Source organism: Microbulbifer maximicatervae (SeqCode) (assembly GCF_052468295.1).
Window position 1 is genome coordinate 1845994 of the sequence record NZ_CP174340.1, and the last position, 24912, is coordinate 1870905.

Genomic DNA, 24912 nt, shown 5'->3' on the forward strand with positions numbered 1-24912 from the left:
TCACTACCCATTTGTCAAACAGGAGCTATTTGTAATAGCAAGCAAAAAACCACCCGAGAAATACTATATCTTTTTCTCAAAGCCAACCACTGGATTACAATTTGAACTCCAAGGCCGCAGGTTATGCTAGATTAAAAGTATGAGGGGGATAGAAAATACATGTCGCGCCCAGGGATCTATATAGCTTTGCCGCCAATTATAAACTTACAAGCACGACATGTATTAATTCGTAGAATTTTAAACTAAGTCTATTGGGAGGAAGGTACGAACTGTGAAAATGCTTACCGTCTCTTTACACTTTTTTGAAATAGAGTGTTACCCCAAGCGCACCGCCATGATCTGTAAAATCCAAATAGCAATGTGACATAGCCTCCCTTTGAATTTGGGAAAGCAACTTATTTAAATCATAGTTATTCATCTGCATTCTTGGAGCCATAAAAGGCTCGCCTTTAAGAAGGTTAAGGATATTCCCTGAAAAAGGCACAGTACTACTCAAAAATGAAGTCAACCTTTTTAGTTTTGAAGTTTTGGCATATGAAAAATGGGCAACGCAAACCCCGCCCGATTCTAACTTATCAAGCAGAAGACTAAATAGTCTTTGCCCTTTTTTAACAGGGATATGTTGAAACACTATAAAGGAGTGGATGAAGTTGAATTTCCCTTGAACTAGAGAGAGCTTCTCATCAGCTTTCACAAATTCAATATTCTTTAAGCCTTGCTCATGACTATTTTTTTTAGCCTCCATAAGCATCGAATCAGATATGTCAACACCTGTAACATCTTCAGTAATATACGCTAAAGGGATCGCTACTCTTCCAACTCCACAGCCAAAATCAAGCGCCCTCTTGACGACAAAGCCATCATCTACATGTTGTTTCACTTTTGTCAGTATATTGTGAACATGGCTTTGTCCCGTTTTAAAGAAATCTTGCTTTGCGCTATCTGTTAAGTTTTCCTTCCTAAATTTTTCTTCGGTTAGAACACCGTAATAAGCATCTTCTTTGCCAAACTTTTCCCACTCTTTGTCAGAGTCAGCAATAAACATCGACATTCTCCCGCTACTACCTCACTCACTCCAAATCTAAGGCCATTTGAAATAAGCAATTCCATTTCACCACGAATACGAGACGATTGTATCAAGAAATGTCTTTCCAAAACGAATATTTATAGGGTACCGGTGTACCACTTCATCCTCAGGGAACTCAAAGCATATTGACGGCCTTGGCAAGTCAGCTCTATTCAGGTTAAGTATTTCTTACAGAGACCCCAATCCTGTTTAGCTGCAACTTGATTCCACAATATATGGTTGATAGATAAGTATAAGCAATCCACCAAGGCACTGCATTTTGCCAACTGAACTATCAGAAATAGTGAGCTTTTACTAAACGAATAGAGTTGCCTTCTCGATATAATTCAATGCGTTGAGCCCCTGCAACTCTATTTAGGGGCTATAAGTTTGAGACGGTTATCACATAAAAGGATATTTGTTTTTGAAATGTAGTAAAAAGGCTATTGTTAGCTATTCACCGCATCATCCATATACTTCACTGCCTCTCCTATAGAAATAGTGAACACGCCAGCATTGCCATTAATATACTCTCGTTTCCATGAATTGTAGCCGTCCTCATAATCAGGTATCTCACATTCCCCCATTAGTTCAGATATGCTTGCCCCTAGTGCCTCAATTGAAAACGGCATATGAGTAATTTCCTCAATGACCTCTCCACTATTAGGGTTATAAATTTTAATGCCTGAAATCTGAGCATGTACCACCATTGAATCGTCCTTAGACTCTTCAATTTTTAATATGATAACCCGCGAATTCTCCTCGCCCTCTCGATTATCATATTTCCACACTTGACCTTCTTTAACTTTTAAATCCATCCCGACTCTTCACTTTAAATTATCTGCTAATAACATTTATGCAATATCGGTGCTTCCTTGCATGCCCCATAGAAGTAATAATCTATAACGTCTATATCAGGCTTCTATACTGCGCTCTATCTAGCTTGGAAGTGAGGCTCAATCATGTATGGATAGTTACTCACCTTGCCTGGGATTAGCATTTTGACTCCAAACGCTATTCGGCTTCTTGATTTAAATCATTGCTGATGCTTCATTACTTCAGCGAATAATTTAAAACGATGACATGTTGGTGGAGCTGGAACTAAAGAGGTTCACTTTGTATCTTGAGACTCGCAGTAGCACCCTATTCAGGGATCTTGTGGCTTATGGGGGCCAGAAAGTAAAAAGCCAGGCCCATTAACCTGGCCTGGCTTTATTTACTTTATAGTTAAAGCTCTGTTAAAGCGCTTCGGTCGCTTCTGCTCTCTCATTTTTTTCTGACGAAATGTCTTGTTTAGCCAGCTCCACTTCCTGCTTATGCACTCTCTTGCCAAACAACCGCTGCACCACAACAAAGAACAGTGGGATAAAGAAAATTCCCAGTAGAGTTCCAACAATCATGCCGCCGAACACACCGGTACCGATTGCCCGTTGGGCACCTGAGCCAGCTCCGGTTGCTATGGCTAAGGGCAACACCCCCAAACCAAAAGCGAGAGATGTCATTAAAATCGGGCGTAACCTGTCCCGTACAGCTCGCATCGTGGCATCTACCAGTTCCATACCGTCTTCCAGATTCTGTTTCGCAAACTCCACAATCAGGATGGCATTTTTACTGGTTAGCCCCACTGTTGTCAGCATCGCGACTTGGAAGTAAATGTCGCGCTCCATGCCCCTTAGGCTATTGGCCAGTACTGCACCCAGGATTCCCAAAGGAGCCATCAATAGTACTGCTGTCGGTACTGTCCAGCTTTCATAGAGAGCAGCCAAACACAAGAACACGATCAAAAGGGACAAGGTATACAGCAATGGGGTTTGTGCTCCAGCAGAGCGCTCTTGATATGAGAGACCACTCCACTCCATACCAATACCTGCGGGTAGCTGCGCCACTAGGCGCTCAACCTCTTCCATTGCTTCACCAGAGCTGACTCCGGGTGCAGCCTGCCCATTAACCTGCATTGATGGAACGCCGTTATAGCGCTCCAAGCGGGGGGAACCGTACTCCCAGCCAAAACTGGCAAAGGATGATAGCGGTACCATATCGCCCTTATCGTTGCGCACTGACCACAATTGGAAGTCTTCCGGGACCATCCTAAAGGGAGCATCAGCCTGCATATACACGCGTTTTACCCGCCCGCGATCGATAAAGTCATCAATATATGAACCGCCCCATGCTGCACTCAAAGCGCTGTTAATATCGTCGATAGACAAGCCAAGCGCAGCTGCTTTTGCATTATCAATTTTTACACGGAATTGCGGGGTATCTTCTTGGCCATTGGGGCGAACATTAGCCAAAAGTTCACTCTGCCCGGCCATTCCCAGAAACTGGTTCCTGGCTGCTGTTAAAGCCTCATGACCCAAACTGCCATTATCCTGAAGATAGAAGTTGAAACCACCAGAAGAACCCAGCTCGGGGAGTGGCGGAGGTGCGAAAGCGAAAGCCATCGCATCTTTAATTTGCATCAAGGCACCCATCGCGCGCATGGCGACAGACCCAGCACTCTGAGACTCTTCTTCACGCTGGGACCAATCTTCCAAATTTACAAAAGCAATACCGGTATTTTGCCCGCTACCGGCAAAGCTGAACCCCTGTACCGCGAATACTGATTTCACGATACCCTGCTCATTATTTAGGAACTGGTCCTCTACTTTTCGGATAGAGTTCATAGTGCGCTCCTGGGTTGCCCCCACCGGCGCCTGTACCATGGAGAACAGCACACCCTGATCCTCATCCGGCAGGAATGAGCTGGGCAATCGCAGGAATAGGAAGGCCATGACTACGGAAAGCGCAACAAACAACAGCATAAAGCGACCGCTGCGCTTCAAAATACCTTGCACTCCACCTTGATAGCGCTGGCTACCTCGATCAAAGTTGCGATTGAACCAGCCAAAAAAGCCCTTCTCCCCATGCCCCTCCCCTTTGGATATTGGCTTCAGCAAGGTCGCACAAAGCGCTGGTGTCAGGATAATCGCCACCAACACTGACAACGCCATAGCGGCAACAATCGTGGCGGAGAACTGGCGGTAGATCACGCCGGTGGCGCCATCCATAAATGCCATAGGCACAAACACTGCCGACAAAACTACGCCAATGCCAATCAGTGCCGCAGTAATCTGGTGCATCGACTTCTTAGTGGCTTCTTTAGGGGAGAGCCCCTCTTCCCGCATTACGCGCTCGACATTCTCCACCACCACAATGGCGTCATCCACAAGCAGGCCAATAGCAAGCACCATGGCAAACATCGTGAGCATATTGACTGAGAATCCCAGCGAAGCGAGCACGGCAAAAGTACCCATTAGCACCACTGGTACCGCAATCGTCGGAATCAACGTGGCACGGAAGTTCTGAAGAAACAGATACATCACCAGAAACACCAGGACGATCGCTTCAATCAAGGTAGAGATAACACCCTTAATAGATGCCTCAACAAACGGTGTCGTATCGAATGGTACTACCGAAGTCAGGCCTCGGGGAAAGTAAGCCTCGAGCTCCTTCAACTTGGCTTTCACCCCATCAGCAGTTTCCAGGGCATTGGCCCCAGTCGCCAAGTTAATAGCGATGCCGGTTGCGGGCTGGCGATTGTAACGGGAAATAAACTCATAATTCTCCGCACCTAGCTCGACTCGAGCAATATCTCCCAGGCGCAAGAGCGAGCCATCGTCATTGGCTCTGACGATAATATCCCTGAACTGCTCAGGGGTTTGCAGACGTTCCTGGGAAGTAATTGCCGCATTTAACTGTTGCCCCGGAATAGAGGGAGCAGCACCGAGGCTTCCAACCGTAACTTGTGCATTTTGGGCCCGCACTGCGTCGGTAACATCACCAGGGGTAAGTTCATAGGTGGTAAGCTTATTGGGATCGAGCCAAATCCGCATCGCGTACTTGGAACCAAATACCTGCACATTGCCCACGCCTGGCACCCTGCTGATCGGGTCAACAATGGCCGAATTGATATAGTCAGCAATATCATTGCGGTTCATGCTGCCGTCTTCAGACACAAAGCCGGCAACCATTAGGAAGCCACCTCGAGACTTACTAACATTTACTCCTTGTACCTGGACCTCCTGTGGCAGCAGCGGCATCGCCAGTTGCACTTTGTTTTGCACCTGGACCTGGGCCGTATCCGGGTCAGTTCCATTCTCGAAAGTTAAAGAGATTGAAACGCCACCGTTGGATTGACTGGTGGCGGACATATAAAGGAGACCATCGAGGCCCTTCATGTTGCGTTCAAGGATTTGAGTAACCGAATCCTCAACCACCTTGGCGGAAGCGCCCGGGTAATTTGCCTCAATATTGATCGACGGTGGCGCAATATTTGGATAGCGCTCAACTGCCAGCTCGCCGATAGACAACACACCTGCCAGTATCGTGATAATTGCCAGCACCCAGGCAAAGATGGGCCGATTGATAAAAAAACTTGCCATAACCCCTACCCTTAAGACCCCTGCTGTGCAGGCGCTTCGCCAGCCTGTTGATCGCCTTCAGCCGCCGGCAGCTGCTCATTTTCGCGCTCGCTGGCCTGTACCGGGGCTCCCGGGCGAATTTTCTGCAGCCCGGCAACTACGACCCGGTCCCCGGGCTCGAGCCCATCTTCCACTAACCAGCGATTGCCAATCGTACGACTAACCCGCACAGATCGCTGGGCAACCACATTTTCCTCATTAACAACCATGGCTGAGGTGTTGCCCTTAGGGTCCCGCGCAATTCCCTGCTGAGGTACCAGAATTGCGTCTTCACGGACACCACTACCGACAATTGCGCGTACATACATACCTGGCAACAGCATGGTGTCCGGGTTTGGAACAACTACTCGCAACAACACACTGCCCGTTGAGGGGTCGACACTGGCTTCGGCAAACTCCAGCTTGCCCTGGTGTTCAAATTTGCTGCCATCTTCTAATAGGATTGTCACAGGTAGATGAGTGGCGTCGGCCAATGTGCCCGCTTGAAGCGCTCGGCGGAGGCTAACAAGTTCAGCTGCCGACTGGGTAACCTCAACATAGATCGGATCTAGTTGCTGCACAGTAGCCAAAGTTCCGGCCTGATTGGCCGTTACCAGAGCGCCTTGAGTAACAGTGGATTTGCCAATTCGGCCTGTAATCGGAGAGGTGACCCGCGCATATTCCAACTGGATTTCAGCGCTGTTCAGCTCCGCCTGAGCTGCGGCTACATCGGCTCGGGCCTCCTGAAGATCGGCTTCCGCAGCATCATTTTCCTGCGTGCTAACAGCACCATTACCCACCAGGTTCGCGGTACGCTCGGCTTTGAGGCGAGCAATGTTCATAGCCGCCTTTGCGCCTTGCAAACTTGCTCTGGCACTATCGACGTCAGCACGATAAAGAGCGTCATCTAGCTGGTAAAGCGGCTGATTTGCACTAACTTGGCCACCTTCACGGAACAATTGGCGTTTTATGATGCCATTAACCTGCGGGCGAACCTCGGCCACTTTAAAAGGTGAAGTCCGCCCCGGCAGCTCCCTGGTAAGGGTGACGGATTCCGGCTGAAGTGTGACTACGGTCACTTGGGGGGCCATTCCCGGTGGAGCCGAAGCTTCCTCGTTACATCCCGCCAACAATGCGGAAGCGACCAAAAGGCTGGTGAGAGCGCGGGCTTTTAACATGGTTACCTCTAAAAGTGACTGCGCGGACAAAATACTGGCAGTTAGCGGAATTTTTAAGTGACAAGGAAATCTGAGTAAAGTAGCGTGGCATTTTATGAGTACGTAGGAAACAGGATCAACTGTTCATAATCGTGCAATTTTCATCTAACATGCGCTTTCACCCAGTATATTCAAGGGTTTGCACATAAAACCCCTTTGCACACCTGCGGTTAAACGCTGCAAAAATGAGCCAGAGTGAAACTAATAATTGATTAAAGAAGCCGCTGTTCCTTATGACCAAACGCAGAGATGAGCAAATTTTGACCACCCGTGAGCGTATATTAAACGCCGCGCTCAATGTGTTTCATGAATATGGAGTGTGTCGCCCTTCCCTTTCCGAAATCGCAAAGCTGGCTGGAGTTAGTTGCGGTGCTGTTGCCGACCACTTTCACAGCAAAACCGGTTTGCTACTCGCTCTGACAGAACGTATGGTACTACCCGGCGAACAACTTTGTAATAACGCCGGCGAGCAACTCAACGCCAATCCCCTCGGCACATTGCGAACCCGCTGGGTGTGGCTTTTCCAGGAAATTGCTTGTAACCCAGAGTGGCAGCAGGTACTTGAGATTATCTTCCATCCCTGTGAAGAAAAGGTTACCGAGAACAATGAAGCCCACTTGCGTATGAAGCAAGGGCGAACTCGTGGGCTTGAGCGAATGGCACAGCTGATTGCCCTCGCAGTATCCGAGCGCCAACTGCCCGAAGATCTTGATACAGACCTCGCGATGCAGATGTTACACGGTGGCCTGTTCGGTGTGATTGAAACTTGGCTCTTATCCTCAAGAATTGAAGATATCGGCGAACTCGGTGAACGCTATATCGACTCTCTAATCGATATGATCCGCTTCTCCCCCGCCATGCGCTTAAGTTCACGGTTGCTCCACACCCTGCACTAACGCACCTTATCCTTATCTATTTCGGTGGGGCATACTGCTTTGCAGTTTTCACCTCACCGTAAGTACCTTTTCTCTTTCATGCTCATTGGAAATCCCAAACTGGTTATTTTGGCCCTGAAATCATTGATTACCGCAATGTCAAAGTTCTTTTTTCAGGCAAAACATTTAACTATTACTCATTAATCCAATTTTGTTGAATCAGAAGGCAAGTACTCTACCGGGAAACAGGCATGCTCTCCTTCCCCAATAGCCATAAAAAAGACCATGGCGCTATCCTTATCCAGCTTCAATAGGCTCTCAAACTCTTCATCATAAAAAGCGCCGGCTATAAACACGTCTTGTTTTAGGGAATGAGCGTAGAGAAATATATTCTCAGATAAATGACCCGCTTCAAGGTAAGCCATCCGATAGATACGAGAATGACGATACTTAGACCAGAAACGATTAAATTTGCATACAAAGCAAATATTAACTGCGGCACCCTCGGCATAGGGTTGACCTACCAACAAACGACGTATCTTATCATGGCTAACAGCATCGCCGACTTTGGTTAATCCATGATCAATCGGATTATAGAGGTAAATGCCAGGATCAATCCCCTGTACCGAGTGCACTATAAGGTATATATCTGTAGCTTGTAATGCGCCGCCAGCAGGACTACTACGAAAATATCCAAAATAATTTATTTTGTCTGCATGGGACTTATAAAACTCTTCAACAAACGGAGAAGTACGGAATTTGACACAGTGAAAGAGAATCTTTTCCAAAAGCTCTCGCTTTAAAGTAGCTCCCGGTACAAATTTTCGTGAAGAAAAACGAGTCCCAAACACAGATTCCAGCTGATTGGTGATAGGAAAGCTATTTAGTGGGATATCCACTTCTGGATAATTGTACTTGCCTTTAGCCTTTTCCGGCACCTGTTTACAGTAGTCAACATACTGTCCGACCCAAGATACCCTGGGATCTTCACTAGCCCCTTCTTTGCCCTCAGTTGAGGGCGGTAACGAAAGCTTGGTGCCATAATGGTAAAACCAGGATAGTACATCCCAACCCCATTGTTTCCGAGCTAAATCACCACTGATGAGGGCTCCATTACTTTGAAGGAAATCTGCTGCCTTAGTTTCTCCTGTCTGCACATCGGAATAAAATTTATCCAGAATATTTATGAGAGTTTCTTTATCCAAAGCCCACTGATCGTGATGAACAACATCCCACAAGATGACTTCATTTTCACTGAAATAGAGAAAGAAATTATCCAATAAATCAGAGCCTTTCATCATCACTTAACCGTCATGTTAGTAGTGGTGGTAAGGAAATTAGAAAGGCAGAATCGCTAAATTCTTGATTTATCTGTATTAGCCTTGAGTGAGACGTCCCTCATGTTCAAGGGCCATCTCACTTTTCATAAAAACTACCTTCTGTTAACAGGTAGTGTAGACTGCGACAGCAACTCCCAGAGCATAGGGTGCTGTGTCTTCTATATATACCCTTTTCATGATATTTCCCTCCATTCAAAGTATTTTAAATTGCTCCCTCATTGGAGCTGCTTGCTACGCTCCCTCAACTGAGTACTAGTATAAAATACCCACAATTCCTAGAACGAATAGATATATTTGCATTAATGTAATGCTCAATACTGTCTAAACTGGGCACGCAAACCAGGTATAAAAAATTTGCAGAAAGGTGCGGACACGTCCCTGTGTCCGCGTGACTGGGCGGCAATGAGGTTAGAAGCTATAAGTCAGCCCCATATAAGCTCGTCGGCCTGAATATGAGGAGCCCCAAACCCTGTTTTCCTCACCCCAATATCTATCCACCTTCTCTTCGGTAAGGTTGATTATTGAAGCGGTCAACGTCAGGTTATCCATCAAACGATAAGATGCATTAACATCAAACTGATCGTAGTCATCAGTGAAAGTGTTCATGCCATTGTGGAATCCGTCTGCATAGTCACTGCGATAATTGTAAGAAGCACGAATGCTAAAGTCGGTATTTTCATAGTAGAGGGACAGGTTGTACTGGTCCTTCGAAGTGCCGGCAATCTCTGTTTTGGTTTTGATACCTTCGGAGTCGATCTCCGCCAGCTCCGTATCTGTGAAGGTATAGTTTGCATAGACTCCAAAGCCATTATCAAAGGCATACTGAACAAACAGCTCTATACCTTGCGCAGTAGCATCAGTGCCATTTACCGGCATAGACATAGACACGGTCCGGGTAATACCATCGATATCCCTTGTCACCATGGAACTGCCGTTGATTACAAACGAAGCAATATCCTTTCTGAACAAGGTCAGTCCTGCAGCAGAGGCATCATCGAAGTACCACTCCAGACCCAAATCAAACTGATCAGCTTTATAAGGCTCCAACTCAGAGTTGCCCGCATACCCCTGACTGACTGTTGAGCCGGGCAAAGGAGCGTGGATCACTTCAGAACCACCGAGATTATCGTATTCCACTCTCGCTACGACTCTAGCGAGAGCTGCGCGCATAACCAGTTCATCGGAGATATCCCAAGCGATATTAGCACTAGGTAAAATATCAGTATTGCTGCTGTCACGAATATTGGGTTCGTCCTGTAAGACCCCATCAATATTGTCGTAGGTGCTCGCAAACTGCTTGGTCTGGACTGCTCGAATGCCAAAGTTTCCGCGCAGGACTGCCGAGGCAAAATTCTGCTGTACATAAGCAGCCGTAATTTCCTCACCAACACGGTAAACCTGATTTTTCTCGACGATTACCGTAGGGTCACCATAGGTTGCGTATAGAAACTCTTTTAACTTATCAAACTCCAGATAAGCGAAATTTGGCACATTCACACCGCCGATAATATTATCGACAGGGCCGTTTGAAAGGATATCGATTGTGTCGGGCACACCATCGGGGTCAGTGTGGAATGAATCGCTTGGCCACCAGGGGTAACAAGCTCCATCGACATCACCCCAGTTAATCGTTGGACAAGGGGGATTATCATCATCCCAGGATTGTTTGGTGATGCGGCGGTTTATCTCGTGGTCCCGGTACTTAACCCCAACATCCAGGGAGGTAAGCCAGGCATAATCCATATCGATGGAAACGTCCAGCTGGTAGTAACTCTCCTCGTCCTCGCTGCTGGTCCAATGGGATGAGAACCAGTCATATAAAGGATAAGTGTTGGGATCTCCCAGATCTGCACTGGTATCAATTTCAGCAGTACCACTGCTGAGATCCCAGCTCCAATCGGTTGCAGTGCCATAACGGGAATTGACTGATGCAAACAATTTCTCAGAGGGGCCGCCCTCTGCACTGGTATTACCGACTACCAACCGAGCACTATATCCATCTCCCTCGTAACTGATATTGAAATCCAGCGTATCCGAAACATATTCCGCTCGAGTGTAGTCACCAGCTACCTGTGGAGACTGTAACTCTGCCTGGCCCCGATCGAGCATACCAATGCCAAGAAGAGTATCACCATCTTCATCAAACTTGAGACTGCCCGGCGCTATTGCATCCCCGTAGTTCCACTCAGGAAATACGATACGATAATTCTCTGAGTTGCCGCCCAGCTCAAAGCGGAAATAATTGACACCAAATTCCAGCTGTTCTACCGGACGCCATTGGGCACTTAGCTGCATGCCATCCCGGGTCCGTTCCTCTTCCAAGACACTACCGACAACGGCTCGCGGCGCATAGAAATCCCGGTATTCATTACCGTCGATATCCACCATCGGCCCCCTGGCCTCTACGCCAGTCTGGGGGGACTCATCTCCCTGCCAACCCCAGTTTTCTACCGAGGTGCTAATTACCCGGTTCTGACGATCCTGCTTTGAGTATCCAAACAGTACGCCAAAGGTTTCCTGATCATTTTTCCATGAGTAAAAACCGGTGTACTGAGGTTCGTACTCCCCAGTAACATCAGCATAAGTACTCTCAATGGATAACATGCCCTCCCCGGAATCCAGGTCCAGTGGCTTGCGGGTGTGTGAAATTACAGTACCACCTATCCCACCTTCATCCAGTTTTGCTTCTGGACTTTTATACACATCCGCTCGGGAGATCATCGCTGAAGGTAGCAATGCGTAGGAAAATGATCGGGATGGATCATCGCCGGGAGTGGCTATATAGTTTCCATTTAGCTGGGTAAAAGTGAGCTCAGGTGCAGTTCCTCGGATACTTACCTCGGCACCTTCGCCGCCGCTTCGAACGATGGATACTCCCGGAACCCTCTGCAAAGAGTCTGCAACATTCTTATCGGGGAATTTACCCATATCTTCAGCGGTGATTGAATCTACCACCGCATTGGAAAAACGCTTTACATCGAGATTTTTCTCCATGCTCCGGCGAATACCCAATACCTCTACTTCCTCTAGCACCAGACTCTCTATATCAGATTCACTGGTGCTCTGGGCATTTGCCATACCGACAACACTGCACAACACTAGAACACTTACGGACGTCCGCAATAGATCTAGCTGGCGATTTGTATTTAAGGGTATCTCTCTCATTGCTCAAATTTCTCTTTTATTATTTTTTTTAGCTTTCCGTTCACCCTAAAAGCCCGACATATCATTTGCCGGGCCACCGGAATATGCCCTACTCTTATCGATCCAATTCTGTCTCGATATTTTTATATGTGCGTATAGCGCTAAAGCAAAAAGCGTTTTTAGCTATCCAAGCCAAGTCGCTTGAGAACTTCAGGGGGCGCTCCAGGGAAACTCGCCATTGGTCGGTTACCCACATAACCAATATCCGCCATACCTTCCTCGGTGGTATAGAAAGCGGTGGACACGAGAACTCGAACTTTGGCAAAGAAACGAGCACCAGCCTGGAACTCTGGCTTTGCCGTGCGAGTCCACTTGATATCCTCACAGATGGCTACTTTTTGAGGCTCATTCAGATCGACAAAGGAACCTCCAAATCTGCGCTTGGACTCACCCTCCAGCCAAACAACCCCTCCCCGAATCGTGACAAGATCTGCTTTATTATTGGAATATGGGGCGCTGACATATTCGTTGATGTAGTGATGGGCCCCTACTGAAGAGGCACTCGGAGAAGTTTCATCTGCGGGAATAATGACGTCGCAAAGTGCTGCCAATACCGCTAACTCACCCGTTTCAAGCTGCATCTCCCAAGGCACAACGGGATTAAGGAGATCCGGATCTGTCGGCGTGCCCCTGGCCAGAGTCTGCTTCGGGGCATCCAGGTTCTTTACTACCGGTTCAGCCGCTGGTACCTCCTCTTTCACTACAACTTTTTGCGCTACTTTCTCAGAACAGCCAATGACTGGAACTACAGCGGCGGTGGTAGCAATCAAACGCAGGGCGTTGCGCCGACCCAGGTTGGTTTTTTCCTCGCTCATATCAGATATTCCTCTTCTTGAACTGGTCCACGATGTAGTCGCAGGTGCGCCAGGCCAGCGCCATAATGGTCAGGGTTGGATTCTTATCGGCATTGGAGACAAAGGGTGCGCCGTCAGTAAGGAAGAGATTCGGTACTTCCCAGGACTGGCAGTATGGATTGAGCACGGAATCTTTCGGATTTGAGCCCATGCGCGCCGTGCCGACTTCGTGAATAATCGCACCGCCGTTGATAATTGCCTTGGCACCGTCGGTTTGCACGGTAGAGGTGACCTTACCGCCCATACCTTCAATGATTTCAGCAAAGGTTTTGTGCATGTGAGCGGCCTGGTTCAATTCCTGATCACTCCACTTCCAATGGAACTTCAGTACAGGGATGCCCCACTGATCTACCTGGTCCTTATCAATTTCACAGTAGCTGTCCTCGTTGGGAATCATTTCCCCGCGACCGTCAAACCACACAAAGGAGCCGTAGTAACGCCGGCAGGCTTCTTTCAAGTCTTTGCCATAAGCACCACTGGTAAAATCACCCATACCGCCGAAAGCACCTGCGCCCGGCATACTGCGACCACCGCCGAATTCAATGTGGTAACCACGGGCAAAATCCAGGTCACCACGCAATTGTTCCTTGTACAACCACCAGGGCATATACATGTGCATCGCCGATGCGCCGTCCTCGTTGTGGGCAGGCATACTTTCCAAAGCGGGAATCTGCCCGCCGATACCAGCTCCCACCGTATCCATCAGGTATTTCCCTACGGCACCGCTGCCATTGGCGATACCATCGGGGAATAAAGTGCTTTTGGAATTAAGGAGAATGCGCGAAGTTTCAGCCGCACTGGCTGCAACAACCACAGCGCGGGCACTGGCAAATCTTTCCTGACGGGTATCTTTATCAATATAAATAACCCCGTTTGCCTTACCTTTTTTATCAACGGTAACTTCACGCACCATGGCATCAGTAATGATATCCAGGTTGCCCGTCGCTAATGCCGGCGGCAGTAGTACAGTCGTGGACTGGAAATTCGCCTTAATTGAGCAACCGCGCCCACAGGGCGTGGCCCAAAAACAGGCTGCGCGAGATTTCATTGATTCCCGGGTGACGTCCTGGGCCAATTTATTTTCCGGGAATAATCTCTGCGGAATATTTTCGTGATCCAGACGCTCACTGAGAATAGCCAGGTGAGAGGGAATTACAGGGATCCCCAGCTTATCGCACGCTTTTTTGGCCAGAAGTTCATAGGCACGGGGCTTCGGGGGTGGCAGCAGCACTCCTTCGGAGGAGTCAGGAGTGTTTTCTAACCCCTCGTTAGTACCATAGACACCAATGAGCATCTCGGTTTTATCGTAGTAGGGAGCGAGATCGTTGTAACTGATCGGCCAATCAAAACCGAGTCCATCCCTTGAGTAGGGTTTAAAATCATACTCACCCATTCGCAGGGAAATCCGTCCCCAATGGTTCGTACGGCCACCCAGCATACGAGCACGCCACCAGTCAAAACGGCGGCCTCTTTCTCTGGAGCCCTGAGTGTAGGGTTCGCCGGGTACCTGCCAACCTCCGTCAACCGTTGCATCATAGAAACCGAACGGCTTTTCCGGTGTGCTCCCCCCACGCAAAGGTGCATCTTTTGGGAGGTTAAACATTGGGGTTTCCTTGACTGGGTCATAGGATCTCCCCGCCTCCAGCAGTAGAACCTTTAGCCCTGCAGTGGCTAGTACATAGGCAGCCATACCGCCGCCAGCACCAGATCCAACAATCAGTGCGTCATACTCTTTCTTCTCGAAGTCATCATTCGGCATCGCCTCTCTCCTACTTCATCAATTATTTTTGTTTTACTCGTTTAATTTTAAATAACTTATAAGATAAATCTGTAACCGGTTACATTTTTTGCCAAAAATTTTTACTTATCCGTTACATTTAATGTCTAACTTATATTTTTTTAACCAAAAAGATTAATTTTTATGAATATTTTTAACGAACCTAGAAATCTCTAAATACTTTGATCAAAAAATGAGAGTAACCGGTTACATTTTTAATCTAATAATTATTACTTACTCACCATATAGCTCACCCTGTCGCGACAAGCGCAGCAAAAGCTCTTTCGTTGCTTTGATCCCCCAGTCTTCATCGCCGGCGCCTTCATACTCAATGCCGATATACCCCTTGTAACCCGCCTTTTGAATTATCCGCAGCATCCGGGCAAAATCCGTATTGGTCTCATTTCCCCGCTTATCAAATGAAAAACTCTTTGCACTGATTCCGCGGGCAAAGGGCATCAACTGCTCTACTCCCAAGTAGCGGTCGTAGTCACCAAAGTTTCCAAAGTCTGGCAAACTTCCACAGTTCGGCATATCCACTGACTGTAATAACTGGGATAACCAAAGTCCGTTGGAGGAATAGCCACCGTGGTTCTCCACCACAATATTGATGTCGAAATCCAAGGCAAACTCTGAGAGAGCCCGCAGCCCATCTCTACAAGCAGAACTAACCTCCTTGCTACTACCCTGTCCGTCAGCATTCACCCTGATAGAGTGGCAACCCAAATATTTGGCCGCTTCAACCCACTGGAAATGATTTTCTACCGCTTGTTGTCTTTCGCTAGCATTTGAGTTGCCAAGATCACCTTCTGCATCAACCATAATCAAAAGGCTTTTAACCCCGTGATCTATTGCACGCGCTCTCAACGCTGAAAGAAAATTCTGATCCCTGGCCTTATCGGCAAAAAACTGATTGACATACTCTACCGCGTCAATTGCAAATGCCTTTTTTGCCTTAATAGGGAAATCCAATACCTTGAGAGTGCCACTTCGCAATTGCCGGTGCAGGGACCATTGGGCCAGGGAAATTTTCACAGGGCCACCTGGGGTATTGGTAATGATTCGCCCACTATTGCCAAACAAGGGTGCGGTAAAAGCAGCTGCAGCCAAGCCGGTACCAACCTGTAGCAAAGTTCTACGCTTCATTCCCGCTCCCCAGCTTGGAGTAGATTGCCAGACAAGTTACCTGGGGAATCTTCTCTAGTGCCATCCTTATCGCTTTGATGCAATGAGCGGCGGAAACCACTAATCGCTCCTCCAAGGTCTTCTCCCAGACGGCGGATCTTGCCACTACCAAATAGTAGAACCGCTAACACAAGAACAATAAGTACCTGCCAAATACCCACGCCTGAAATACCCATGATTTACAGCTCCCGAATTCTGATATTGCGGTACCACACTTTGTCGCCGTGGTCTTGTAAAGCAATAAAACCACTCTCACTACGGGCAAAATCGGGGTAAGAGGAAAACTTACTGTTGGCAAGACGTGTATCCCAATCTTCAGACCAAAGTTCATAGCTGACAATCATGCTTCCATTCAGCCAATGTTCAACCCGGCCATTCTCCACTCGAATACGCGTTTTATTGAATTCTCCCGCCGGCTTTACCTCATCTTCGCTGGGTGCATACAAGTCGAAGACTGATCCCGCGCTGTGGCTCAGTTTTTCCAGTTCGGGAAAAGCACTGTTATCAAGTACTTGGTATTCCATACCTGACATCCAGACTGGTGCATTGCCACCAGCTACCCGATAAATAATGCCGCTGTTGCCGCCTTCAGATATCTTCCATTCCAGTTCCAGCTCAAAGTCAGAAAACTTATCTGCAGTGACGATATCCCCCGCTCCGCCAGCAGTGAGCACCAGGTTACCATCAACGACCTGCCAGGCCTCTCCTACATTGGAGCCATTGGCACCGGTCCAACCCTGCAACGTTTTACCGTCGAATAAATGCCTCCAGTCCTTATCCGCTTGTATACCGGACTTTTCCGGCATCCGTTCACAACCCCCTAGTGTGACTAGTAGTGCTGCAGAGGCCAGTAAAGACGTGCAAAATTTTGTCTCAGTGAATTTTTTCATCGTTGTTATCTCCACATGAATTGGTGTTTATCTAATCAGTTCGCCGTGATGGTTTTACATCCGTACTTTATTAATCCTGATAGCGGGCCGTACTTCCCCTTGCCACTAAATCAAAGGGCAAAATAGTTCGACTCGCTTTTAACGGTTTTCCATCAATAATGCGGCGCAAGGTTTCCATCGCATATCTGCCCAGCTTCTCTGCGGGCTGGTCAATTGTTGTCAAGGGTGGGTCCGTAAATTGCGAAAACTCAATATTATCGAAGCCCGCCACCGACACATCCGCAGGCACCTGAAAACCCATTTCCTTCGCTTGATGAACAGCACCAATAGCCATTTCATCATTCATACAAAAAATGGCGGTAGGCGCACTGGCTAAAGAAAGCAGTTTTTTTGCACCCTCCGCACCAGACGGCATAGTGAATTCTCCGTTTACAACCAGGTCAGAATTCAATTCGAGACCGTGCCGTTGCATCTCCTCCTCAAAACCGGCCAGGCGATCACGCACAATCGGACTATTAAGTGGGCCGGTCACTATGCCGATCCGGCGGTGACCCAGCTCGATCAAATGGCGAGCCATGGCTTGCGCCGCGCCAGAATTATCCAGTTCAACAACCGGATAGCGGTCGTCTTCAGCAATGCGCTCACACGCATTTACCATTGGAATCGACGCTGCTAAAGCTGCATCTTTCTCTGCAAATGGATAGCGGCTATCCAGTTGAATAAGCCCATCTGCCTGGTTCGTCAGCGCCATTCCCGCATAGAACTGCTCGTGAGCTGGTTCGCCCTTGGTATCTCCCAGCAATACGGAGTAACCCTGGTCTTGAGCTGCCTTTTCTATCCCTCGGATAACTTTGGAAAAAAATGGATTGGCGATATTTGGGACCAGAACCATCACCGCAAATGACTTACCGGAACTAAAGTTTCTCGCCAACATATTGGGCCGATAGCCGGCCTCTTCCACTGCTTTCAGCACGCGCTCCCTGGTCCGCGGAGAAACCATTTGCGGGTCTTTCAGGGCTCTGGACACGGTCGCGACGGAAACACCGGAGCGACGTGCAACTTCGCGAATGTTTGACATACTTTTCCGTTACCTTGTTGTTAGTAGTCGACTATTTTCGCACAAATGGAAAACGCCTACTGGTTGCCTACTGCAGTGACACCTTGCACTTTGCTCGCTGCCTGCCTGCGATCCCAAAACCAGATAAACGCAAAAATCGGCAGCAAGATAAGGGGAACCACGGCCAGTGACTGGAATGATTCGATAGAGGCAGTTGCCAACACAGCATCCAGTTCATCGCCCGTTAACTTTTCAAAGGCTTCCAAACCACCGGCAGCCTCAATCTTGGCGTTGTCGAAAATTTCTCCAAGTTTCGGCAGTACGAACTGAATAGACATTCCCCCAGCAAACCCCAGCAACCCCAAAAACAGTGCGCCACCGCGTACAAAACGCTCGGATACCGTAGCGAGCATGGTGGGCCACATATAGCAGACACCGATGCCCCAAACTGTTGCCGCTAAGAATGCAGTTACCGGGGTTCTCGCCATTCCTAAGCAATAGAGGCCAACAGCTGCAAGTAAACTACTGAGCCACAAGAGTCCAATGGGAGAGAGTTTTTTGGCCAGCCGTCCGGCAAAGTGGCGCATTACAAACATCAACATGCTGACATAAACCAGAATGAGAATGCCCTTCATACCGACTACTCGAGAGAGCGTCAGGTCAACCCACTGCCCTGGAGCCAGCTCTGTTGCAGCGGTTAGCCACATACAGATCCATAGCACGATAAACATCGGCTGCCTGAAAACTTCTTTAAACATCTCGCCATAACTGATGCCAGAGGAAACCCGTTCAGTTACCGGGAATTCTGTTCTGGACACAAGCCACGCCATGACCACAGCCGGTAGGGCCAAAACAATCAGGTTCAACTGCCAGGGAAGTTCAAGCGCAGAAATGGCTAACCCAAGTAATCCGCCCACCACAATCCCGGCAGGCCACCAGGCATGTAGTACATTTAGCCGCTGAGTTTTATTTTCAGGGTCAACCGCTGCAACCATTGGGTTACTGGCGGCCTCCACGGCCCCCCAGCCCAAACCGGTAAGTAAAAGCCCCGCAAGAACCAGATTCTCAACGCCCTCCCCCGGGGTCACCAAAGATGCTGCAATAATAAGCAGGCTGCCCAATACATAGCCTATCGATGAGAGCATTAGCATCCGCTTGATACCGACCAAATCTACCAATGCGCTGCCAAATAGCAGGGTTAGCGCAAACCCTGTAAAGGTAAATCCAAGCGCTTCTCCAACCATTGCGGTGGAGTTGGCAAGATCAATATGATCATAAATATCCGACTGTAAGTTGCCGGCGATCGAAGCCCTCACAGCAAACCCAAGGCCAATCATAAAGATTGACAGATTTCCCACCAGGAAGACGTTCCTGTGCAAAGCCTTTGTCTGTGTACTCATCTATCCAGTCTCCGCATGATTTATTGTTATTCGTTGTTCACTGGGATTGGCAAAAACTAGTCCAGCCCTAAAATCCTACGATTTCGAGCGCGATCTGTTTCAGCACCGGCAAAATCATCAAAAGCTTTGTCAGCCGCGGTTATCAGGTGCTCTCGAATAAATGGTGCACCCTCGCTGGCCCCCTGCTGTTGATCCTTAATGCAACACTCCCATTCCAATACCGCCCAGCGATCGTAACCGTACTGGGTCAGCCGGCTAAAAATCCCACGAAAATCTACCTGACCATCCCCCAGGGAGCGGAAGCGACCGGGTCGGTCAATCCAGGGGGCGTAACCACCGTACACTCCAGCCCTTCCACTCGGATGAAACTCCGCATCTTTCACATGGAAAGCCTTGATTCGCTCGTGATAGATATCGATAAAGGCCAGGTAATCCATTTGCTGTAAAAGCAAATGGCTTGGGTCATACAAGATGTTGGCTCTAGGGTGATCTTCCACCTCGTAAAGAAACCGCTCGAAGGTCAAGCCATCATGCAGGTCTTCACCAGGGTGCAGCTCATAGCAGACATCGACCCCCGCGCTGTCAAACGCATCCAATATCGGACGCCACAAACGGGCCAGTTCGCGAAAACCTTCTTCAACCAACATCGCTGGGCGCTGGGGCCATGGATAAAAAGTGTGCCAGAGTAAAGCGCCGGAGAAAGTTGCATGGGATTTGAGCTTCAGGTTGGCACTGGCCCGGGCTGCAAGAACTAATTGATTGCTCGCCCACTCTGCACGGGCTTGCAAGTTTCCGCGTACTGCCTCTGGAGAAAAAATATCCAGCATTTCCTTATAGGCTGGGTGAGCTGCGACCAACTGCCCTTGCAAGTGCGTAGACAATTCAGAAATCTGTACTCCAGCCTCCTCACAGATCCCCAGTACATCATCACAGTAAGCTTGGCTTTTACTGGCCAGCTCAAGATCGAAAATCCGCTTGTCCCAAGTGGGAACCTGGATGCCTTTGTACCCCAGGTCTGATGCCCAACGAGCCATAGATTCAAGCGAAGCTGGCTGTTCGCTCGATGGGAGAAACTGGGCGAGAAAAATTCCGGGCCCCTGAATTCTGGGTGCCTTCATTTATTGTTATCCTTTTTACTGCTGTACTTATTAATTCTGCAACCAACCCTTTCCAAGCGATTGGTTTGCACCTTTTGAGAAAACTCTTCAAAAGGTAACTGGCCGCAGGCCGACATCGGCACCTCCCTGTGCCGTACTAGCTGCCGGACGCCCACCCTGCCAGAGATACCTAATTTCTGTGAGGTTGGACCTGGCCGCTCACTTCCAATAAGGCGCCAGGGAAACCCATGAGGATTTTGCGCGACTGCTCTCCAGCACACCGCGCACAAATGCCATCGCGCGAACACCTGCATCAATGTTCCCAACGGCGGGACTGTTCTTTGAAACTAACCCCTTCCGGCGGCCTCGGACTTGACCAGCAAAATCGCGATAGATATTGGCGAAGGCCTCTATATAGCCCTCCGGGTGCCCTTGAGGTGTCCGGCAGAAAGACCTGACGTCTCCATCCAGATACTCACAATCCGCACCGGCTTTCCAAATCGCCACAGGCTGCCCCCTGCGCTTTACTAGCAATTGGTTTGGGGCTTCCTGCTCCCAAAACAGCGAACCGTCTTCACAGTAAACGCTGATATTCAGGTTGTTCCCCTCTCCTCCACAGACTTGACTGGCTGTAAGTGTTCCTCGGGCGCCCTGATCTAATTTAAATAGCGCTGCACCGTCATCATCCAACGCTCTTTCATCAACTACCGCTTGCACGTCTGCGCAGACTTCAGAGATATGCTGGCCAGTAAAAAACTCCACCAGATGATGAGCATGGGTGCCTATATCCGCAAAGCAGCCACTTTCTCCCGAACGTGCAGGATCTGTTCGCCAACTCGCCTGCTTACTTCCCGTGGAATCACCGGCTAGTGCCAGCCACCCCTGCGGATAGGCAACGGTAACTCGTCGAATAGACCCCAACTCTCTCCTGCCCAGGATTGCTCTCGCTTGCATAACCAGAGGGTAAGCAGCATAAGTGTGGGTCAAACCATAAAGATGCCCGCTTTGCTCCACTTCCTTTTTAAGCTCAAGTGTTTCTTCCAAAGTGGAGGCGGCTGGCTTGTCGGAGAGGACATGGAATCCCGCCCGCAACGCAGCAATAGAAACGGGTAAATGGAGATGGTTGGGAGTTACTACAGATACAAATTCAACTCGATCATCAGCGCTGCGACGGGATTCCTCTTGGAACATCTGTTGATAGCTTTGGTAAATCCGGTCCGGGTGTAGCCCCAGCTTTTCACCAGTTTTACGACTGCGTTCGGAATCGCCACTAAAGCAGCCGGCGACTAGTTCTATCTCACCGTCGAGAGCTGCTGCCATCCGATGGATTGCACCAATAAAAGCACCCTCTCCACCACCAACCATGCCCATTCTTATTTTTTTAACCAAACCCCATCCCCTCGGGCCACTCAAAGAACCAGCTGAATAAACAGCCTATTTATTTTTATTTCCGTGTTTTGTAAGCGGACACGCTGTTTCCAAATCGCGGTTTTCGTAGCACTCCACCGTTTGAAACAGAATGTAACCGGTTACATTTCAATTTAAGATACAGAAAAAAAATGTCTTTGCAAGCGAAATACGTTGTTAATATCGCCTTATTGGACTCATAGACTAATGGCTCGACGCCGAAATACTAAGCAAATCACCTGATTGGCAGGCCCATTTTCTGGACAAACTCAGCCCAAGAGTGCCACTTCAGCTCGTCGCTTTGCCATTTATTACAAATAGCTTGATGACCAACTGACAGCGACAGCAAGCTACCTGTCGCTTCAGATTGGGGATGCCGAGGCCTAGCTTTTGAGCGAACCCATTTCCCGGCCTCCTTTGCAGCTTCCACGGCGAGACCCCAGTGATTCGGCCAAACCGCCAAGAAATTGGCTATATCAAAGCTGTGGATGTGGTATGGACGCGGATAGTTTAACTGCACAAGAGCATCCCCATCCGGCCCTGGAGCGTCAGTTTTCCAACCTGCGTAAACACCCCAATGGCAGCCGGCTGCCCAATCCTCAAACCCGGTCATACAATTTGCCAATCTATCCAGGGTATCCCGGATTAACGCCCTCTCTATGGGTGGGGCCACCCTCATGTCAACCATACCAGAGCGAAATCTGGGGTGCTCTGGATTGAGGGTGAGTATCCAAAGTCCCTCTCCACTTTCCAGCGGGTGATATGCCACTACCATGTCCATCAGGAAGGCTGAGATTGGAGGGGTATTAGCCCCCTTAGCCAGCAACATATGTAGGGGCCGAACAACTTGACTATCCCGCACACCTTGAGCTGGCACTCCAAGACTTTCGAGTATTGCTGCATTGCCCGCCCCGCATGCTGAGAGAACCAACTGGGGTTTTATTTGGTGGGAACTACCACCGATATCGGCAGAGACCTCAGTCACGCCACCACTATCTTTGTCGAATTTTCGGATACTCCCTTTCACCAACATCTCGCTAACAGGAGCACTAAAACGACGATAGGCTTCAGCGCCGTCAAACATAAGGTCATCAGCAAATCGAAAGCACTGATGCGATGGCAAGCTAGTTGTTACCAGTGGAGCTGGTATCGGAACCTCTTCCACTGGAATACCCGCCGCAATCCAGTTGGGCTCGACAGTATCTAAAAATTCTCGGGGAAGCGCGGCATAGAAATCTGTTATGTGGCTATCAACACCATCGCTCTCCAGTTGTGTGCGCCAAAACTGTGCGGCCTTTAAGTAAGCCTTTGCCGCACTTGGGTGTGCCGCATTCCAGCCTGAGGAGAAATAGCCATGAAAGTGTAACGACTCAGCATCGTCTAACCCCTGATCTATTGCCAGCACAGAAAAATCTGTTGATAGCTCTCGCAACAATGAAATCGCTTGAATTCCGCCCCCTAATACCAGGACGTCTACGTCTACCGTTTTAGCCATGGTCAGCCTCAAACAAATCCTATCTATCACCACTTAGCAAAGGCTGGACTTCTGTCAACTTCTAGGACCTCAGCTCATTCACCTAGGTGACACTTTTTTGAAATTCAGATTAAACACAGAACCTGGTTAATCCGTTCCAGTTATATCCCCGTAAAGAGATTGTCGCTTAGCTATGAAGCTGGCGGCCTAAAACACTGCGAACACAAGGAGCGAGGAAATGAAGAGTTTATTGAGAGGTATAGGGATTGTACTGTTTGCACTCAGTACCCAGGCCGTTCTGGCAGATGATGAACTGGAAACGGTTCCCTATGTCGATGTGAATCAGTATCTCGGCAAGTGGTATGAGATTGCCCGGCTACCGCAAATTTTCCAGCCGGCTTGTACTGCGGTAACAGCGGACTACGGCCTTAATGATGATGGATCTATCAGCGTTTTCAATTTTTGTCGAATCTTACACCCAAAATATGGGTTCCCGATCAGTGTTCAGGGCACTGGAGCCCCCATTGATGAGACCAACAGTAAACTCGCTATCACCTTCTTTGAGGGTAAAGCTGCCGGCGACTACTGGATACTAGAGCTAGATCCTGGCTATCAGTGGTCACTCGTTGGTGATCCGGACCGCTCCAGCCTCTACCTGTTAAGCCGCACTCCCCAGCTGGATGAAGCTATTACAGACTATCTACTAGACCTGGCAGTTACAAAGCATGGTTACAACATTGACCACATCATCATGACCCGCCAACCGACCGATTAAAGAATATATACGGGTGTTGCACTCGCGACACCCTCTCTCTTTCTTGACGGATTACTTTAACTTTGCTTTATTTCTTTAAAATCAATTAGTTATAAGCCCTATTAAAAGTGCATTATTAAGTTATTTGTATGCTTTCTCTTGCCTGGCCGCCCAGCTTTTACCTTAACTGACAAGTACCAATCAACTTAAGACAAGAACAACCTTACGGAGCGGTTATGAGAACCACTTTACCGTAACTGGCAAACGCCTCAGTTGCGCCAGCCAATTTCCAGCTTCCATGAAATTATTTTCTAGCTCTCAAAATGGGCGAGGATCTCGCGGAAAAACAGCCAATTTAAAATGTTCAAAAAATATACTGCAATTGCCGCCTCTGAAAGCGCGCCACTCAGACTTCAGGCTCATTTCCAGGCAGGACTAAATCTGAGTTTGCGCGCTAATAAACTTACATCTTGGGACTACCATTCTGGTAGTCTCATCAGTCAATCAATAAAATTACCCAAACATTGCTACTTACTCCTTGCAGCCCTCAACCATCCTGTACGAGACAAGCTGCTGTCACTAAATGAAAGGGCACACTTGGCATATGATTGCAGTCAATAGCCCTTTCTCTCCCACATACTTAGACACTTTTACACTTTCAAAATTCCTCTATCAGGAGGCACACTCTCCCTAAGAGCCATGCAGATCCGCTTTATAATTGAGGAGCACCTCCCAACACCATATTGCTTCAAAATTGGATAGTGACCCACAGAGCCCTAGATCACGGGGTAGACCACTGTCTCTCCTTCCGGAGTCCACTCATTGGCTGCAAAGGAGCTATCCAAGGCGGTCTCGGCAATGTGATTTGTATAGTTC

At 48.5% G+C, this 24912-nt stretch carries 18 protein-coding genes; 2 read left to right on the top strand and 16 right to left on the bottom strand.

The window, feature by feature from the left end:
• Positions 1-292: 292 nt before the first annotated feature.
• From ACJJIQ_RS08370 to ACJJIQ_RS08385, 4 genes are all read right to left on the bottom strand, one after another.
• A complete protein-coding gene (locus tag ACJJIQ_RS08370; RefSeq protein ID WP_445364313.1) occupies positions 293-1045 on the bottom strand; it encodes a class I SAM-dependent methyltransferase in 753 nt (250 codons plus the stop codon).
• Positions 1046-1515: 470 nt separating this feature from the next.
• Positions 1516-1884, bottom strand: a complete 369-nt coding sequence (locus tag ACJJIQ_RS08375; RefSeq protein WP_413665743.1) for a hypothetical protein — start codon at positions 1882-1884, stop codon at positions 1516-1518.
• 420 nt (positions 1885-2304) lie between these two features.
• Entirely contained in the window at positions 2305-5487 is a 3183-nt protein-coding gene (locus ACJJIQ_RS08380) for an efflux RND transporter permease subunit (RefSeq protein WP_445364314.1), read from the bottom strand.
• Positions 5488-5498: 11 nt separating this feature from the next.
• Positions 5499-6683 carry an efflux RND transporter periplasmic adaptor subunit gene (locus tag ACJJIQ_RS08385; protein ID WP_445364315.1) on the bottom strand — a complete coding sequence of 395 codons (1185 nt, stop codon included), beginning with the start codon at positions 6681-6683 and terminating at the stop codon, positions 5499-5501.
• A 272-nt stretch (positions 6684-6955) separates the two neighbouring features.
• Here ACJJIQ_RS08385 and ACJJIQ_RS08390 point away from each other — a divergent pair, with 272 nt between their 5' ends.
• Positions 6956-7618 carry a TetR family transcriptional regulator gene (locus ACJJIQ_RS08390; protein WP_445364316.1) on the top strand — a complete coding sequence of 221 codons (663 nt, stop codon included), beginning with the start codon at positions 6956-6958 and terminating at the stop codon, positions 7616-7618.
• A 179-nt stretch (positions 7619-7797) separates the two neighbouring features.
• Here the strand turns inward: ACJJIQ_RS08390 and ACJJIQ_RS08395 are convergent, their stop codons facing one another.
• The 12 genes from ACJJIQ_RS08395 to ACJJIQ_RS08450 form a co-directional block, all read right to left on the bottom strand.
• Entirely contained in the window at positions 7798-8898 is a 1101-nt protein-coding gene (locus ACJJIQ_RS08395; protein WP_445364317.1) for a SagB/ThcOx family dehydrogenase, read from the bottom strand.
• 447 nt (positions 8899-9345) lie between these two features.
• Positions 9346-12102 carry a TonB-dependent receptor gene (locus ACJJIQ_RS08400; protein WP_445364318.1) on the bottom strand — a complete coding sequence of 919 codons (2757 nt, stop codon included), beginning with the start codon at positions 12100-12102 and terminating at the stop codon, positions 9346-9348.
• Between the two features lie 158 nt (positions 12103-12260).
• On the bottom strand, positions 12261-12956 hold the full coding sequence (locus ACJJIQ_RS08405; protein ID WP_445364319.1) for a gluconate 2-dehydrogenase subunit 3 family protein: 696 nt from the start codon (positions 12954-12956) through the stop codon (positions 12261-12263).
• Position 12957: 1 nt separating this feature from the next.
• Positions 12958-14754: a GMC oxidoreductase gene (locus ACJJIQ_RS08410; RefSeq protein WP_445364320.1), complete on the bottom strand. Its 1797-nt coding sequence runs from the start codon at positions 14752-14754 to the stop codon at positions 12958-12960.
• A gap of 252 nt (positions 14755-15006) precedes the next feature.
• Positions 15007-15918 carry a sugar phosphate isomerase/epimerase family protein gene (locus ACJJIQ_RS08415; RefSeq protein ID WP_445364321.1) on the bottom strand — a complete coding sequence of 304 codons (912 nt, stop codon included), beginning with the start codon at positions 15916-15918 and terminating at the stop codon, positions 15007-15009.
• Positions 15915-16133, bottom strand: a complete 219-nt coding sequence (locus ACJJIQ_RS08420; protein WP_108733294.1) for a twin-arginine translocase TatA/TatE family subunit — start codon at positions 16131-16133, stop codon at positions 15915-15917. Before ACJJIQ_RS08420 ends, ACJJIQ_RS08415 begins: the two co-directional genes overlap by 4 nt.
• A gap of 3 nt (positions 16134-16136) precedes the next feature.
• Positions 16137-16847: a 3-keto-disaccharide hydrolase gene (locus tag ACJJIQ_RS08425; protein WP_445364322.1), complete on the bottom strand. Its 711-nt coding sequence runs from the start codon at positions 16845-16847 to the stop codon at positions 16137-16139.
• A 70-nt stretch (positions 16848-16917) separates the two neighbouring features.
• Positions 16918-17925: a LacI family DNA-binding transcriptional regulator gene (locus ACJJIQ_RS08430; protein ID WP_445364323.1), complete on the bottom strand. Its 1008-nt coding sequence runs from the start codon at positions 17923-17925 to the stop codon at positions 16918-16920.
• Positions 17926-17981: 56 nt separating this feature from the next.
• On the bottom strand, positions 17982-19304 hold the full coding sequence (locus tag ACJJIQ_RS08435; protein ID WP_445364324.1) for an MFS transporter: 1323 nt from the start codon (positions 19302-19304) through the stop codon (positions 17982-17984).
• A gap of 56 nt (positions 19305-19360) precedes the next feature.
• Positions 19361-20422: a sugar phosphate isomerase/epimerase family protein gene (locus ACJJIQ_RS08440; protein ID WP_445364325.1), complete on the bottom strand. Its 1062-nt coding sequence runs from the start codon at positions 20420-20422 to the stop codon at positions 19361-19363.
• A 198-nt stretch (positions 20423-20620) separates the two neighbouring features.
• The gene (locus ACJJIQ_RS08445; RefSeq protein WP_445364326.1) at positions 20621-21790 is read right to left on the bottom strand and encodes a Gfo/Idh/MocA family protein; all 1170 of its coding nucleotides are present in this window, start codon (positions 21788-21790) and stop codon (positions 20621-20623) included.
• 253 nt (positions 21791-22043) lie between these two features.
• Positions 22044-23303, bottom strand: a complete 1260-nt coding sequence (locus ACJJIQ_RS08450; RefSeq protein WP_445364327.1) for an FAD-dependent oxidoreductase — start codon at positions 23301-23303, stop codon at positions 22044-22046.
• Between the two features lie 217 nt (positions 23304-23520).
• Between ACJJIQ_RS08450 and ACJJIQ_RS08455 the strand changes: the two genes are divergently transcribed.
• Positions 23521-24057, top strand: a complete 537-nt coding sequence (locus ACJJIQ_RS08455; RefSeq protein WP_445364328.1) for a lipocalin family protein — start codon at positions 23521-23523, stop codon at positions 24055-24057.
• Positions 24058-24912 lie beyond the last annotated feature (855 nt).

What these genes read in the sequence shown, in the direction of transcription:
- ACJJIQ_RS08370 (WP_445364313.1), bottom strand. Translation starts at nt 1,045, where the DNA reads ATGTTTATTGCTGACTCTGACAAAGAGTGGGAAAAGTTTGGCAAAGAA.
- ACJJIQ_RS08375 (WP_413665743.1), bottom strand. Translation starts at nt 1,884, where the DNA reads ATGGATTTAAAAGTTAAAGAAGGTCAAGTGTGGAAATATGATAATCGA.
- ACJJIQ_RS08380 (WP_445364314.1), bottom strand. Translation starts at nt 5,487, where the DNA reads ATGGCAAGTTTTTTTATCAATCGGCCCATCTTTGCCTGGGTGCTGGCA.
- ACJJIQ_RS08385 (WP_445364315.1), bottom strand. Translation starts at nt 6,683, where the DNA reads ATGTTAAAAGCCCGCGCTCTCACCAGCCTTTTGGTCGCTTCCGCATTG.
- ACJJIQ_RS08390 (WP_445364316.1), top strand. Translation starts at nt 6,956, where the DNA reads ATGACCAAACGCAGAGATGAGCAAATTTTGACCACCCGTGAGCGTATA.
- ACJJIQ_RS08395 (WP_445364317.1), bottom strand. Translation starts at nt 8,898, where the DNA reads ATGATGAAAGGCTCTGATTTATTGGATAATTTCTTTCTCTATTTCAGT.
- ACJJIQ_RS08400 (WP_445364318.1), bottom strand. Translation starts at nt 12,102, where the DNA reads ATGAGAGAGATACCCTTAAATACAAATCGCCAGCTAGATCTATTGCGG.
- ACJJIQ_RS08405 (WP_445364319.1), bottom strand. Translation starts at nt 12,956, where the DNA reads ATGAGCGAGGAAAAAACCAACCTGGGTCGGCGCAACGCCCTGCGTTTG.
- ACJJIQ_RS08410 (WP_445364320.1), bottom strand. Translation starts at nt 14,754, where the DNA reads ATGCCGAATGATGACTTCGAGAAGAAAGAGTATGACGCACTGATTGTT.
- ACJJIQ_RS08415 (WP_445364321.1), bottom strand. Translation starts at nt 15,918, where the DNA reads ATGAAGCGTAGAACTTTGCTACAGGTTGGTACCGGCTTGGCTGCAGCT.
- ACJJIQ_RS08420 (WP_108733294.1), bottom strand. Translation starts at nt 16,133, where the DNA reads ATGGGTATTTCAGGCGTGGGTATTTGGCAGGTACTTATTGTTCTTGTG.
- ACJJIQ_RS08425 (WP_445364322.1), bottom strand. Translation starts at nt 16,847, where the DNA reads ATGAAAAAATTCACTGAGACAAAATTTTGCACGTCTTTACTGGCCTCT.
- ACJJIQ_RS08430 (WP_445364323.1), bottom strand. Translation starts at nt 17,925, where the DNA reads ATGTCAAACATTCGCGAAGTTGCACGTCGCTCCGGTGTTTCCGTCGCG.
- ACJJIQ_RS08435 (WP_445364324.1), bottom strand. Translation starts at nt 19,304, where the DNA reads ATGAGTACACAGACAAAGGCTTTGCACAGGAACGTCTTCCTGGTGGGA.
- ACJJIQ_RS08440 (WP_445364325.1), bottom strand. Translation starts at nt 20,422, where the DNA reads ATGAAGGCACCCAGAATTCAGGGGCCCGGAATTTTTCTCGCCCAGTTT.
- ACJJIQ_RS08450 (WP_445364327.1), bottom strand. Translation starts at nt 23,303, where the DNA reads ATGGCTAAAACGGTAGACGTAGACGTCCTGGTATTAGGGGGCGGAATT.
- ACJJIQ_RS08455 (WP_445364328.1), top strand. Translation starts at nt 23,521, where the DNA reads ATGAAGAGTTTATTGAGAGGTATAGGGATTGTACTGTTTGCACTCAGT.